Source organism: Streptomyces silvae, assembly GCF_016745505.1.
Classification (GTDB): domain Bacteria; phylum Actinomycetota; class Actinomycetes; order Streptomycetales; family Streptomycetaceae; genus Streptomyces; species Streptomyces silvae.
The window spans coordinates 15,282-28,960 of sequence record NZ_JAERUC010000156.1 but is presented as its reverse complement, the minus strand read 5'-3'; the positions used below and the strand labels follow the sequence as shown (position 1 = coordinate 28,960).

The window sequence follows — 13,679 nt, the reverse complement described above, 5'->3', positions numbered from 1 at the left end:
TCGTCGCGGCATGGTGCACCCCACCACCCGGAGGCGGCGTGGCACCAGGAGGAGGCCCGGGCGGACCAGGCGGCCCGGGAGGAGGCGGCGTCGCTCCCGAGTCCGGCGCACCCGGAGGCCCCAGCTGCGACACGAGCTGCGTCGGCACATACCCACCCGCCGGCGCACCCGGCGCACCCGGCCCGGAAGGCGGCGGAGTCGCCCCCGGCCGCACCCCCGGCGTACCCGGCGCCCCGGGCGGCGGCGGAGTCGTCGGCCCCGAACCCCTCGCACCACGCGGCGGCACGACCGCCTTGCTCGTCGCAGCGTCCGCGATGTCCCCCGCACCCGGGCCCGGACCCCCGGCCGAAGGCGCGGCAGGAGCAGGAACGACGGGAGCAGAAGGCGTCGGCGCCGCAGGAGCGGGAGGCCCCGGCGGCGGCGCCTGCGGATCCAGCCCCGGCACGACCGCCGTCGGCGGCAGCTGACTGCCACCCGACATCAGCGCCGTGGGCGCCTCCGCGGAAACGACCCTCGGCGGAGCCTCGTCATCGTCCGACCCCGACAGCGGCGGCGCGAACACCGTCGCCGGCAACGGCACCGCACCCTCGTCGGCACCCGCGTTCGTGTCCGTACCCGCCCACGGCGTCCCACCGGCCGGCACACCGTCGTTCGCCGTCGGCTCATGATCAGCCTGCCCACCGGCAGCCGGCCACGCCGACCCCGAATCGGCACGCGCCGGCGCAGGAGCAGAAGAAGAAGGGGGAGAAGAAGCAGAAGAAGCGGAAGAGGGGGCGGCGGGAGCAGACGGCGCATCCGCGTCCGACTCCGCACGCCGGTCCGGAATCCCCAGCTTGTCCGCCGCCTCCTGGAGCCACTCCGGCGGCGTCAACAGGAACGACGTCTGATTCAGATCGATACGCTGCGGCGGCTCCGGAGCAGCCTCCGCCTCCGCGGACGCCCCGTAATCCTCCTCGTACCGCCGGATCACCTCACCCACCGGCAGCCCGGGCCACAACGTGGCCTCACCACTGTCCCGGGCGATCACCAGCCGCTGACGGCCCCCGTCCGAGACAGGACCCTCCGCACGGTCCTCGGCCCACACCACGAAACCCAGCTCGAACTCACGGACCCGGACCTCACGGTGCTGATACGCGGGCACATCACCGTTGACCCACTCATCCGCCCGCTCCTGCGCCTGCGCGAACGTCACCACCGCGCTCACCCCTCCACCGGGACGGCCCGCGCGAAGCCACCGTCCACCATCAGGTTCGCCACCGTCTCCAACTCCGGCGGATTACCCGCCAGCCGCTGGAGGAACGCGTCGAAGTCCTCACCGCACGGCAGCAGAAGCCGGTCCACCCGCTCCTGCACACCCCAGCCGTCCTGATCCCGCGCATCGTCGTACGCACAGAACCACACCGAACCCACGTCGGAACCCCGCACCTTCACCGCGAGAATCCCGCCCTGGACAAAACCCACGCCCAGAAAATCCTTCGTGAAGTGATCACGCAGACACTTGTTCACATAGACCAGGTCGTTCACAGCCGCTTCCTCACGCACCGTGAAGAACGGCTGGTCCACCAGCAGACCCAACTCCGCGTCCAACGCCGCACCCACCGGCGCCGAACCACCCGCCGCCTTCAGGAACGACCGGTACGCACCCGGAAGCCGATAACCCAGATCCTCCTCGACACCCAGGATCTGCTGCTCACCCACCGCCACCGAACCCTTCGGCAACCGGAAATGAGCGGGCCGCGTCTCCTGCAACGGCCGCGTACCCCGGCGGTTCTGATCCACCGCAGCCGTCGCCAGACCACCGTGATGACGCAACAACGCCTTCACCTCGACCGGCACCAGCTCCATCCGCCGGCCACCCGCCACGTGATGCCACGTCCAGCCGTGCGGGGTCGCCACCGAGGGAATCGTGTCCCACAGCTCATGACCACTCGCCGCCAACGCCGCGTTCGCCGACACGTAATCCGTCAGCCGAAGCTCGTCGACACCGAACCCCGGAGGCGGATCCGCGATCTCCGCGGCCGCACGCGCGTACGGCGAAAGCACCGGATAGCCGTTCCCGTCCACACGCACACCCCTGGGATGGCGGGACGCCCGGACCGGATCCGGGAAATGCACGACCTGCCCGGCATAGGCCGCATTCGGTGGCGCGGCTTGCTGCCCGAGCCGACCTGTCGTCATGGCGGTTGCCCCCTGCTGCGTCTGGTGTTCCGCACAGCCTATGCGGTGACGCAACAACGCCCCCCGCCCCAGCCACACCCCTCACCCACCGTCACCACCACGTGACGGACGTACGACAACCACCCCACCCCGCCGCGACACGCAGACACGTTTCACCCACCCAGCTTCCCCACCACCCTGCATATTTGGCAGGCTGTCCCCCGCAACTCGGGGGATTGCAGGGAGGGACACCAGCACCATGCACACAGCACAAACAGTCACATCCGGAGACCCACGACTCAGCTGGAGCACCACCGAACCCAACCGCGCACCCCAGCTCCACCACCGCCGCGACGGCATCCTGCCCGCGGTGGCCGCAGCGCTGTCCGTACGCGGAGAGACCCTCACCTGCACCGCGGGCAAAGGCGACCAGCCACCCGTCCTCCACCCCCTCGTGCAGGACTTCCTCGACACCCTCACCAGCAACCAGCGCGAACGCTTCACCGGCCGCTGCCCCGAAGCCATACTCCTGTCACGCCAGCTCACCGCCGCCGACGACAGCCGCTCCAAACGCGCCCAGCGCAAACCCCTCACCAACGGCGAAGCCCGCCGCGCACTCAAACACGCGCGCCTCACCGCCCGCCGCATCCGCGAGGACGGCGACCCCCTCCACGGCAGCTACGCGCCCCCCTGCCGCTCCTGCACGGCGATGCTCGCCCACTTCGGCGTACGCCCCGTCGACCTCACCACCGGTGCGGCGACCACCGCCGAGAAGGGCTGAGCACACCACCATGCACGACCGGACCGACGTACCCGCCCAGCAGAACCGCACCTCCACCACGCGCTTCCCCGTCGCCGTCGACGCCGCACTCCGCGACGCCGGCTGGCAACCCGGCCGTTGGGACATCCGCCAGGCCGAGGAATGGGCCGACGCCCTCCGCTCCCACGCCTCCCCCGCCGGACACCAGCACGCCGTCTTCCCCGCAGCCGTCGAAGCCTGGGCCGAATTCGGCGGACTCCACATCACCTCCACCGCGCCCGGCCGCCAGATCGCCACCCCCACCGTGCACATCGACCCGCTCAGCGGACTCCACCTCGCACGCACCCTCGGCGACCTCGGCCGCGCCCTCGAAACCGAGGTCGCCCCCCTCGGCGAAGAAGGCGACGGACAAGCCGTCCTCGCCATCGACAGCGAAGGACGCGTCTACTCCATCGACCACACCGGCGACTGGTACCTCGGCTCCGACATCGACCGCGCCCTCGAAACCCTCATGACCGGCGCCCAGCCCGCCCGCCTCACCAGCGGCTGACCCCCGCGCCACCTCCGCCGGCCGAGCACCCGCCCCACCAGCGGCTGGACGGCCACCCCGCCTCCGACGGCCGTACGCCCCCTACGCCGCGGCCGGACCGCCGTCCGGCAGCACCGCCGACACCCGGAAACCCCCCGCATCCGTCGGCCCCGACACGAACACACCCCCGAGCCCCAGCACCCGCTCCCGCATCCCCACCAGACCGTTGCCCCCGCTCGGCAGCCCCGCATCCGCCGTCACACCGTCCGTCGGACCGTTCTCCACCTGCATCGCCACCTCCGCCCCCCGATGCGCCAACCGCACCCACGTCCGCGCACCCGCTGCATGCTTGTGCACGTTCGTCAACGCCTCCTGCACCACCCGGTACGCCGTCTGCTCCACCTCCGGCGCATACGGACGCAGCTCCCCCTCCACCGAGAGCTCCACCGTCATCCCCGCCTCCCGCGACTGCGCCACCAGCGCCTCCACCTCGTGCAGCCGAGGCCCCTCCTCCAGCGCCTCCGCAGCCGCAGCGGCCGCCACCCGCCCCACCGAGGCCAACGGCACCTGCCCCGCCCGCGGAGCCACCAGCGCGTCCCCGCTCCGCAGCACCCCGAGCATCTCCCGCAGCTCCGTCAACGCCTGTCGGCCCATGTCCCCCACCAGCACCGCGTTACGCACCGCCTTCGCCGGATCCTTCGGCGCCACCGCCTGCAACGCCGCCGCGTGCACCACCATCAGACTCACCCGGTGCGCCACCACGTCATGCATCTCCCGCGCGATCCGGGTCCGCTCCTCCGTACGCGCCCACTCGGCCCGCTCCTCCGCCCGGTCCGCCAGCAGCGACAGCTCCCGCTCCAGCGAGTCCGCACGCTCCCGCAGGCTCTCCATCAGCCTGCGCCTGGCCCCGATGTAGAGACCGAAGAGCACCGAGGGCGCCGTCAGCCCCAGCGACATGAAGAGGGACACCACCGGGACGTACCAGACACCCGGCCCGAAATCCGCGTGCGCGCTCACGCTCTGCCGCAACCGCACGTACGACACGATGAACGTGCCCACGAGCGTCATCCCCGTCAGCACCACCGTGATCCGGCGCGGCACGTCCGAGGCGGCCAGGGTGTACAGCCCGACGATCCCCATCAGGAAGCCCATCTCGGCCGGCGTCGTCGCTATCGACACCAGCACCACCGCGATCGGCCACCGCCGCCGCAGCACCAGCACCGAACCGGCCAGCAGCCCGAAGAGCACCCCCAGCGGCACCGGCAGCCCGGTGTCCCCGGCGAACTCCACCCCCTCCAGCGCACACTCCAGCGCCGAAACCAGCGCCAGCCCCACGTCCAGGGCGACACCACGCCGCCGATCCCACCACCAGTAGCCGCGGGGGGTCGGCCCCGCCGCTTCCTGGTCTGCCCCCGTTGCGGTCATGGCATCCAGCGTACGGGCGGACGCATCCCATTTTCCGGAGACTCCGGCAGCACGGAAAGTGACCGGTCGTACCGCAAAGGCGGGTAGATCGCACGATCCGGTGAACCGAGCATCCTTTCGACCCGGACGTCCGTATTCCGGACGACGCTGTTCGCATGACACATGCCAGTGGCAAGTACGCGGGCTTCGAGGGCCTGCGCGAGAAGGCCCTCGCGCTCCGGCGGGAGGGGCTCAGCAGACGCCAGATCCGCGACCGGCTGTACGTCGACAACAACGAAATCCTGAACCGGCTCCTGGAGGGCGAGCCTGCCCCGGAGTGGACGAAGCGCCCCAACGCCAAGGACGACCTGCGCGCGAAAGCCCGGGAGCTACGGCTCCAGGGCATGACCTACGACCAGATCCAGGTGGAGCTGGGCTGCTCGAAGAGCTCGATCTCCCTGTGGGTCCGCGACCTGCCGAAGCCGGAGCGCAAGCGTTCTCGCGAGGAGGCATCCGCCATCGCGCGGCGGGGCTGGGAAGTCACCCTTCAGCGGCGCGAGGCCGAGCGCGTGCGCACGAAGAGGGCGGCGGAGGACGAGATCGGCTCACTCAGCCCCCGTGAGCTGTTCCTGGTGGGCGTAGGCCTCTACTGGGCCGAGGGGTCCAAATCGAAGCCTCACCGCTCGCAGGAGAGAGTCACCTTCATCAACAGCGACCCCGACATGATCTCGGTCTATCTCGCATGGCTGCGCCTCCTGGGCGTCCCACCGGAGCACCTTCGGTTCCACGTGCACATCCACGAGACCGCCGATGTCACAGGCGCCGAGCACTACTGGGCGGATCTCACAGGCGCCGCGCCCTCGGCATTCGGCAAGACCTCGCTCAAAAGGCACTCCCCGAAGACGAACCGGAAGAACACAGGCGAGGGTTACCGCGGTTGCCTCGTGGTCCGGGTTCTGAAAAGCGCCGACCTGTACCGTCGCATCGAGGGCTGGTGGTACGGCATAGTAGGGGCTGCGAAATGCGCCGATCAAGAGAATCGGACATAACGCCGCAGACCATCCCGGGTCGTCTAATGGCAGGACAAATGGTTTTGGTCCATTGAATGAGGGTTCGATTCCTTCCCCGGGAGCCCACGCATCGGGCCCCGACCTCACGGTCGGGGCCCGCGCTCGTTTCGGGCATATACGCCCCCGGTATCCTGCGGGTGTCCACCACCCGAAGCCGAAGGGCAATTCCGTGAGCGTCCACCACCCGGCCGCCGTCGTCGTCCTCGCAGCGGGTGAGGGCACCCGCATGAAGTCGAAGACACCCAAGGTCCTGCACGAGATCTCCGGGCGCTCGCTCGTCGGGCATGTCGTCGCCGCCTCCCGTGAGCTCGACCCCCAGCACCTCGTCGTGGTCGTCGGCCACGCCAGCGAGCAGGTCACCGCGCACCTCTCCGCCGGGGACACCCCCGTACGCACCGCCTACCAGGCCGAGCAGAACGGCACCGGCCACGCGGTCCGGATGGGCCTGGAGGAGCTCGGCGGCACCGTCGACGGCACCGTGATCGTCGTCTGCGGGGACACCCCGCTGCTCTCCGGCGAGACCCTCTCCGCGCTCGCCGCCACGCACTCCGCCGACGCCAACGCCGTCACCGTCCTGACCGCCGAGGTCCCGGACTCCACCGGCTACGGCCGGATCGTCCGCGACGCGGCCACCGGGGCGGTCACCGAGATCGTCGAGCACAAGGACGCCACCGACGCGCAGCGCGCGATCCGGGAGATCAACTCCGGGGTCTTCGCGTTCGACGGCCGGCTGCTGAGCGACGCGCTCGGCAAGGTGCGCACGGACAACAGCCAGGGCGAGGAGTACCTCACCGACGTGCTGTCGATCCTGCGGGAGGCCGGGCACCGCGTGGGGGCGTCCGTGGCGGGCGACCACCGGGAGATCCTGGGCATCAACAACCGGCTCCAGCTGGCCGAGGCGCGGCGTCTGCTCAACGAGCGGCTGCTGGAGCGCGCCATGCTGGCGGGCGTGACGGTCGTGGACCCGGCGTCGACGCTGATCGACGCGACGGTGACGTACGAGCGTGACGCGGTCGTGCACCCGGGGACCCAGCTGCTGGGGTCGACGCATCTCGCCGAGGACGCCGAGGTGGGTCCGAACTCCCGTCTGAAGGACACCGTGGTCCACGCGGGCGCGCGGGTGGACAACACGGTCTCGGACGGCGCGGAGGTGGGCCCCGGGGCGTCGGTGGGGCCGTTCGCGTATCTGCGGCCGGGCACGCGGCTGGGTGCGAAGGCCAAGGCCGGTACGTACGTCGAGATGAAGAACGCGACGATCGGCGAGGGCACGAAGGTGCCGCACCTGAGTTACGTCGGGGACGCGACGATCGGCGATCACACCAACATCGGTGCGGCGAGCGTGTTCGTGAACTACGACGGGGTGGCGAAGCACCACACCACGATCGGGTCGCACTGCCGGACCGGGTCGGACAATATGTTTGTGGCGCCTGTCACGGTCGGGGACGGCGTTTACACGGCCGCGGGTTCGGTCATCACCAAGGATGTGCCGGCGGGTTCGCTGGCCGTCGCGCGGGGCCAGCAGCGGAATATCGAGGGTTGGGTCGCCCGTAAGCGTCCCGGGAGCGCGGCGGCTCAGGCCGCTCAGGCCGCCTCGCAGGAGTCCGACGGCGAAAGCTGACCGGAAACAGGTGCGCCAAAGGCGGCGTACCGTGATAGGTGCTCACCCATTTCGGCTGGCTCGTCGCACATCGGGACACATGCTGCGCGGGGCCAGATACACGTCTGAGGAGACTGTGCTGTGACCGGGATCAAGACGACCGGCGAGAAGAAACTGATGTTCTTCTCCGGCCGCGCCCACCCCGAGCTGGCCGAGGAGGTCGCGCATCAACTGGGTGTCGGCCTCGTGCCGACGAAGGCCTTCGATTTCGCCAACGGTGAGATCTACGTACGTTTCCAGGAGTCCGCCCGTGGCGCCGACTGCTTCCTGATCCAGAGCCACACGGCTCCGATCAACAAGTGGATCATGGAGCAGCTGATCATGCTGGACGCGCTGAAGCGCGCGTCGGCCCGTTCCATCACGGTGATCGTGCCGTTCTACGGGTACGCCCGTCAGGACAAGAAGCACCGTGGCCGTGAGCCGATCTCGGCGCGTCTGATCGCGGACCTGATGAAGACGGCGGGTGCGGACCGCATCCTCACGGTGGATCTGCACACGGACCAGATCCAGGGCTTCTTCGACGGCCCGGTGGACCACCTGTTCGCGCTGCCGATCCTGGCGGACTACGTGGGTGCGAAGGTCGACCGTTCGAAGCTGACGATCGTCTCGCCGGACGCCGGCCGTGTGCGGGTGGCGGACCGCTGGTGCGACCGTCTGGACGCTCCGCTGGCGATCGTGCACAAGCGGCGTGACAAGGACGTGCCGAACCAGGTCAGCGTCCACGAGGTCGTGGGTAACGTCGAGGGCCGGGTGTGTGTCCTGGTCGACGACATGATCGACACGGGTGGCACGATCTGTGCCGCCGCGGACGCCCTGTTCGCGCACGGTGCGGAGGACGTCATAGTGACGGCGACGCACGGGGTGCTGTCGGGTCCGGCCGCGGACCGTCTGAAGAACTCGAAGGTCAGTGAGTTCGTGTTCACGGACACGCTGCCGACGCCGGGTGAGCTGGAGATCGACAAGATCACGGTGCTCTCGATCGCGCCGACGATCGCGCGTGCGGTGCGTGAGGTGTTCGAGGACGGTTCGGTGACGAGCCTCTTCGAGGAGCAGGAGTGATCACCTGCGGGTGATCGACTTTGGGTGCGGCCTTCCCGCCGGGTAGACTGAACAAGTTGCTCGGCGAGGGAGGCCGTTCTCATGCCTGGTCATGGGGTCGGTGCTCCGTTATCGACGCGCTCTTCGTAGCAGGCCTGTCGTGGGCCGGGTGACCATCGGTTTTTCGTCACCTTTCGAGTCACCTACGAGGAGTGCAGCATGGCTGAGATCAAGCTCGACGCAACGGTCCGTACGGAGTTCGGCAAGGGCGCTGCCCGTCGTACCCGTCGCGCCAACCTGGTTCCCGGGGTCGTCTACGGCCACGGTGCTGAGCCGGTTCACATCAACCTGCCGGGCCACGAGCTGCTGCTCGCGCTGCGTACCGCCAACGTGCTGATCGGTCTGGAGATCGACGGCAAGGACGCGCTGGTCATCCCGAAGGCCGTGCAGCGTAACGCCATCAAGGGCAACATCGAGCACGTCGACCTGCTGACCGTGAAGCGCGGCGAGAAGGTCGAGGTCGAGATCGCGGTGCACGTCGAGGGCGAGCTGGCCCCGGGTGCCAACCTTCTCGAGTACGTGCAGAACACGCTGCTCGTCGAGGCCGAGGCCACGCACATCCCCGAGTCCGTCACGGTCTCGATCGCGGGCCTGGACGCCGGTGACTCGATCCTCGCGAAGGACATCCCGCTGCCCAAGGGTTCGGTGCTGGCGGGCGACGAGGACGCCGTCGTGCTCCAGATCGTCTCCGCGCAGGCGGAGGAGGCCCCCGCCGAGGAGGCCCCGGCCGAGGCCTGATCCTCGCCCCACCTGCTTGACTGACGGGGTGGCGGTTCCCTTCCGGGGGTTCCGCCGCCCCGTTTCCCTGTATCGACCGGCTGTGTACGTACGCGAGGAGACCGAGCTCTGATGTCCGACGCCACCGACCCCTGGCTGATCGTGGGCCTCGGTAATCCCGGCCCCGAGTACGCGGCGAACCGGCACAACGTCGGTTTCATGGTGGCCGATCTGCTGGCTGAGCGGATCGGTGGGAAGTTCAAGCGGGCGCAGAAGGCGCAGGCGCAGGTGCTGGAGGGGCGGATCGGTCCGCCGGGGCCGTCGAGTCGTCGTGTGGTGCTGGCGAAGCCGATGTCGTACATGAATCTGTCGGGTGGTCCGGTGACGGCGTTGCGGGACTTCTACAAGGTGCCGACGGATCACATCGTGGCGGTGCATGACGAGCTGGACATCGATTTCGGGATGTTGCGGCTGAAGTCGGGTGGCGGCGACAACGGGCACAACGGGCTGAAGTCGATGACGAAGGCGATGGGTCCGGATTATCACCGGGTGCGGTTCGGGATCGGCCGGCCGCCGGGGCGGATGCAGGTGGCGGATTTCGTGCTGAAGGATTTCTCGTCGGCGGAGCGCAAGGAGCTTGCGTATCTGGTGGACCGGTCGGCGGATGCGGTGGAGTCGTTGCTGGCGGAGGGGCTGGAGCGGGCTCAGTCCGCGTACAACTCCTGACATTCGTGCTGCTTCTTGGGTGTTTTTCGGCCATAGGTTGACCGGCGGCAGGGCTCTGCCCAAGGATCGGCCCCCATGAAGCGGAGTTCCTCCCACCGGCTGGTGGCCCATGGCCGTACGTTCGCCGCGGGCTGTGTCGTGCTGTTGCTGCTGGTGGCGGGTGTGTGGACGTCGTGGGACACCGCGCATCACATCGTTCTGGCCAAGGGCCGTGAGCACGGGACGATGACGGTGACGGGGTGCGGTGACGACGCGTGTACGGGGTCGTTCGCGCCGGACGCGATGTCGCAGGCGCGGTCCGAGGTGGCGGTGGACCGGTCCGTCGCGGTGAAGAAGGGGGACCGTTTCCCCGTGGTGGTGAAGCCCGGGACCGGGGACGTGGTGCGTACCGGGTTGCCGGGCTTTCTGCATGCCTGGGTGCCGTTGGGTGGTGCGCTGATGCTGGCCGCGTTGGTGATCGGCGGCGGTATGCGGCTGACGCGGACGGCGTGGGGGGCCGGGATCGCGGGTGCGGTCCTGCTGCTGGCGACGTTCATCGCCCTCTGACAGGGGCCGCACCCGCTCACATGGTGATCAGCCGGTGTTGCGGAGGCCTGCGGCGACACCGTTGACGGTGAGCAGCAGGGCGCGTGCGAGCAGCGGGTCGGGTTCTTCGCCGCGTTCGAGCGCCTGGCGCTGGCGGGCGAGCAGGGATACCTGGAGGTAGGAGATGGGGTCCAGGTAGGCGTCGCGGATGGCGAAGGTCTGCTGGAGCACCGGGCTGGTGCCGAGGAGTTCCTTGCCGCCGGTGACCTTGAGGACTTCCTGCACGGTGAGTTCGTGCTCGGCCTCGATGACGTCGAAGACGTGCTTGAGCTCGTCGGGGACGAGGGTGTCGACGTAGTGCCGGGCGATGCGCAGGTCGGTCTTGGCCAGGGTCATCTCGACGTTGGAGAGGAAGTTCTGGAAGAAGTGCCACTGTCCGTGCATTTCTTCCAGGACGGGGTCGAGTCCGGCTTCGCGCAGTGCCTTGAGGCCGGAGCCGACGCCGAACCAGCCGGGGACGATCTGGCGGGACTGGGTCCAGCCGAAGACCCAGGGGATGGCGCGCAGGCCGTCGAGGGAGACGCCCGAGCCGGGGCGGCGGGAGGGCCGTGAGCCGAGGTGCAGGTCGGCGAGCTGGTCCACCGGGGTGGAGGCGAGGAAGTACGCGGGGAGGTCGGGGTCCTCGACGAGCTTGCGGTAGGCCTGGTGGGCTGCGTCGGAGACGGTGTCCATGGCCGCGTCCCAGCGGGCGAGGGCTTCGTCGGACTGGCGGGGTGCGGTGTGGAGTGCGGAGGCCTGGAGGGTGGCCGCGACGGTCAGCTCCAGGTTCTCGCGGGCGAGGGCGGGGATGAGGTACTTGTCGGAGATGACCTCGCCCTGCTCGGTCACCTTGATCTCGCCCTCCAGCGTTCCCCAGGGCTGGGCGAGGATCGCGTCGTGGGAGGGGCCGCCGCCTCGGCCGACGGTGCCGCCGCGGCCGTGGAAGAGGCGCAGGCGTACGCCGTAGCGGTGGGCGACGTCGCGGAGCCGGCGCTGGGCGCGGTGGATCTCCCACTGGGAGGTGGTGATGCCGCCGAACTTGGAGGAGTCGGAGTAGCCGAGCATGACCTCCTGGACGTCGCCGCGGAGGGAGACGAGCCTGCGGTAGGAGGGGTCGGCGAGCATCGCGTCGAGGATGACGTCGGCGGCCTTGAGCTCGTCGGTGGTCTCCAGGAGCGGGACGATGCCGATCTTGGCCCAGCCGCCGTGGAGGTCGATGAGGCCGGCCTCGCGGGCGAGGACGGCGGCGGCGAAGACGTCGTCGGCGCCCTGGCACATCGAGATGATGTAGGACTCGATGACTTCGGGGCCGAAGCGCTCGAAGGCCTGCTTGATGGTGTGGAAGACGCCGAGGGTCTTCTCGCCCGCGGCGTCCAGCGGGGCCGGGGTCGGGGCGAGGGGGCGGCGGGAGCGGAGTTCCTTGGCGAGGAGCTTCTGCCGGTAGTCGCGGGGCATGTCGGCGTAGCGCCAGGATTCTTCGCCGAGGCGGTCGAAGAGCTGGCCGAGCGCGTGGTGGTGGGCGTCGGCGTGTTCGCGTACGTCCATGGTGGCGAGCTGGAGGCCGAACGCGGTGAGCGTGCGGATGGTGCGGTCCATGCGGCCGTCGGCGAAGAGTCCGCCGCGGTGCTCTCGCAGGGAGGTCTGGATGAGGGCGAGGTCGGCGATGAGCTCGGAGGTGCCGAGGTAGTCGCAGCCGGGGCGGTGCGCGGTGCCGGCGGCGAGGCGTTCGCGGGTGTTGACCAGCTTCTGCCGGATGCAGGTGGCCTTGAGGCGGTAGGGCTCCTCGGCGTTCAGCCGCTTGTAGCGGGGGCTGATCTCGGGGAGGCGCTCCAGGTCGGTCTGGAGGGAGGTGAGGAGCTCGTCGGTGGCTCCGGTGTAGCGGATGGAGTTGGAGAGCAGTCCGCGCAGCTGGTCGACGAGTTCGAGGGCGTCGGTGATGCCGTGCTCGTGCTGGAGGATGAGCACGTCCCAGGTGACGGTGGGCGTGACGTTGGGGTTGCCGTCGCGGTCGCCTCCGATCCAGGTGCCGAAGGTGAGGGGGCGGGTGCCGGCGGGCAGTTCGACGCCGACGCGCTCCAGTTCGGCGGCCAGGTCCTCCAGGACGTCGCCCACCGCGTTGGCGTGGAGTTCGTCGAGGTAGTAGATGGCGTTGCGGGCCTCGTCGGCGGGTTCCGGGCGGACCACGCGGAGTTCGTCGGTCTGCCAGATGAGGTCGATGTTCTCGGCCAGCCGGATGTCCTGGCGCCGGCGGTCGGCCTCGATGACCGGGGTTTCGAGGAGTTCGGCGATGCGGCGGAGCTTGTTGAGGACGGAGCGCCGTGCGGCCTCGGTGGGGTGTGCGGTGAAGACGGGCCGGACGTTGAGGTTCTTGACCGTCTCGCGCAGGTGTTCGGGGTCGGCGTCCTTGAGGCGGTCGGCGGTGCGGGCGAGGAGCCCGCCCTCGGCGGCCCGGCGGTCGCGCATCTCGTGGGCGCGGTGGACCTGCTCGGTCACGTTGGCGAGGTGGAAGTAGGTGGAGAAGGCGCGCACGAGCTGTGCGGCGGTCTCCAGGTCCGTGTCTCCGAGGAGCTCTGCTGCTGCCTCACCGTCGGTGCGGGTCAGGGCGCGGACGCGCTCGACGAGGTCGAGGAGGTCCTGGCCCTCCTGTCGTACGAGGGTCTCACCCAGCAGGTCGCCGAGGCGGCGGATGTCGGCCCGCAGTTCGGTGTTGGCGGCAGGGGTCTGGTCGGCACTGCTCACAGTGTGCGGCTCCTTGCAGTGGTTGAGCACGTCTGTCAGGGGGGCCGGGGCGCTCGCGGTGCTGACGGGTCACCCCGGATATGCAGAGTGCGGACCGCGCTGTCCGACCCACCCAGGATAGGTGTCCGGGGGTTCGGCGTGCTCGCTGCCCTGCACCGTGAGACGGATCGAGGGTAGACGGGGGGTGAGGGCCTCGCCGGACACGGCTTGTGGCGGCGGCGCTCTCGTGTCGTGGCGCTCTTCGCTGCCATACTTACG

General features: G+C 69.7%; 12 protein-coding genes and 1 tRNA gene. 9 read left to right on the top strand and 4 right to left on the bottom strand.

Annotated features, from left to right (window positions below):
* The coding region (locus JKV81_RS36360; protein WP_505016570.1) for an SUKH-4 family immunity protein at positions 1-1,204 on the bottom strand (1,204 nt) is incomplete at its 3' end.
* Complete coding sequence (locus JKV81_RS25000) at positions 1,201-2,178, bottom strand: SMI1/KNR4 family protein (protein WP_124277346.1); 978 nt, start codon at positions 2,176-2,178, stop codon at positions 1,201-1,203. The genes JKV81_RS25000 and JKV81_RS36360, both read right to left, overlap by 4 nt.
* 238 nt (positions 2,179-2,416) lie before the next feature.
* Between JKV81_RS25000 and JKV81_RS24995 the strand changes: the two genes are divergently transcribed.
* Positions 2,417-2,938: a YwqJ-related putative deaminase gene (locus JKV81_RS24995; protein ID WP_129263873.1), complete on the top strand. Its 522-nt coding sequence runs from the start codon at positions 2,417-2,419 to the stop codon at positions 2,936-2,938.
* A 10-nt stretch (positions 2,939-2,948) separates the two neighbouring features.
* The gene (locus JKV81_RS24990; protein WP_099177310.1) at positions 2,949-3,467 is read left to right on the top strand and encodes an SUKH-3 domain-containing protein; all 519 of its coding nucleotides are present in this window, start codon (positions 2,949-2,951) and stop codon (positions 3,465-3,467) included.
* Positions 3,468-3,548: 81 nt separating this feature from the next.
* Here the strand turns inward: JKV81_RS24990 and JKV81_RS24985 are convergent, their stop codons facing one another.
* A complete protein-coding gene (locus JKV81_RS24985; protein WP_129263875.1) occupies positions 3,549-4,871 on the bottom strand; it encodes a sensor histidine kinase in 1,323 nt (440 codons plus the stop codon).
* 155 nt (positions 4,872-5,026) lie between these two features.
* Between JKV81_RS24985 and JKV81_RS24980 the strand changes: the two genes are divergently transcribed.
* The 7 genes from JKV81_RS24980 (at position 5,027) to JKV81_RS24950 (ending at position 10,664) form a co-directional block, all read left to right on the top strand.
* A complete protein-coding gene (locus tag JKV81_RS24980) occupies positions 5,027-5,899 on the top strand; it encodes a hypothetical protein (protein ID WP_129263877.1) in 873 nt (290 codons plus the stop codon).
* A 12-nt stretch (positions 5,900-5,911) separates the two neighbouring features.
* Positions 5,912-5,982, top strand: a tRNA-Gln gene (locus JKV81_RS24975).
* Positions 5,983-6,089: 107 nt separating this feature from the next.
* A complete protein-coding gene (gene glmU / locus JKV81_RS24970; RefSeq protein WP_129263879.1) occupies positions 6,090-7,538 on the top strand; it encodes a bifunctional UDP-N-acetylglucosamine diphosphorylase/glucosamine-1-phosphate N-acetyltransferase GlmU in 1,449 nt (482 codons plus the stop codon).
* Positions 7,539-7,658: 120 nt separating this feature from the next.
* On the top strand, positions 7,659-8,636 hold the full coding sequence (locus JKV81_RS24965; RefSeq protein ID WP_099177314.1) for a ribose-phosphate diphosphokinase: 978 nt from the start codon (positions 7,659-7,661) through the stop codon (positions 8,634-8,636).
* Between the two features lie 198 nt (positions 8,637-8,834).
* On the top strand, positions 8,835-9,413 hold the full coding sequence (locus JKV81_RS24960) for a 50S ribosomal protein L25/general stress protein Ctc (protein WP_129263881.1): 579 nt from the start codon (positions 8,835-8,837) through the stop codon (positions 9,411-9,413).
* A gap of 111 nt (positions 9,414-9,524) precedes the next feature.
* Complete coding sequence (pth, locus tag JKV81_RS24955; protein ID WP_124277353.1) at positions 9,525-10,118, top strand: aminoacyl-tRNA hydrolase; 594 nt, start codon at positions 9,525-9,527, stop codon at positions 10,116-10,118.
* 75 nt (positions 10,119-10,193) lie between these two features.
* Complete coding sequence (locus JKV81_RS24950; RefSeq protein WP_129263883.1) at positions 10,194-10,664, top strand: hypothetical protein; 471 nt, start codon at positions 10,194-10,196, stop codon at positions 10,662-10,664.
* Between the two features lie 27 nt (positions 10,665-10,691).
* Here the strand turns inward: JKV81_RS24950 and ppc are convergent, their stop codons facing one another.
* Positions 10,692-13,421: a phosphoenolpyruvate carboxylase gene (gene ppc, locus JKV81_RS24945; protein ID WP_129263885.1), complete on the bottom strand. Its 2,730-nt coding sequence runs from the start codon at positions 13,419-13,421 to the stop codon at positions 10,692-10,694.
* Between the last annotated feature and the right edge of the window lie 258 nt (positions 13,422-13,679).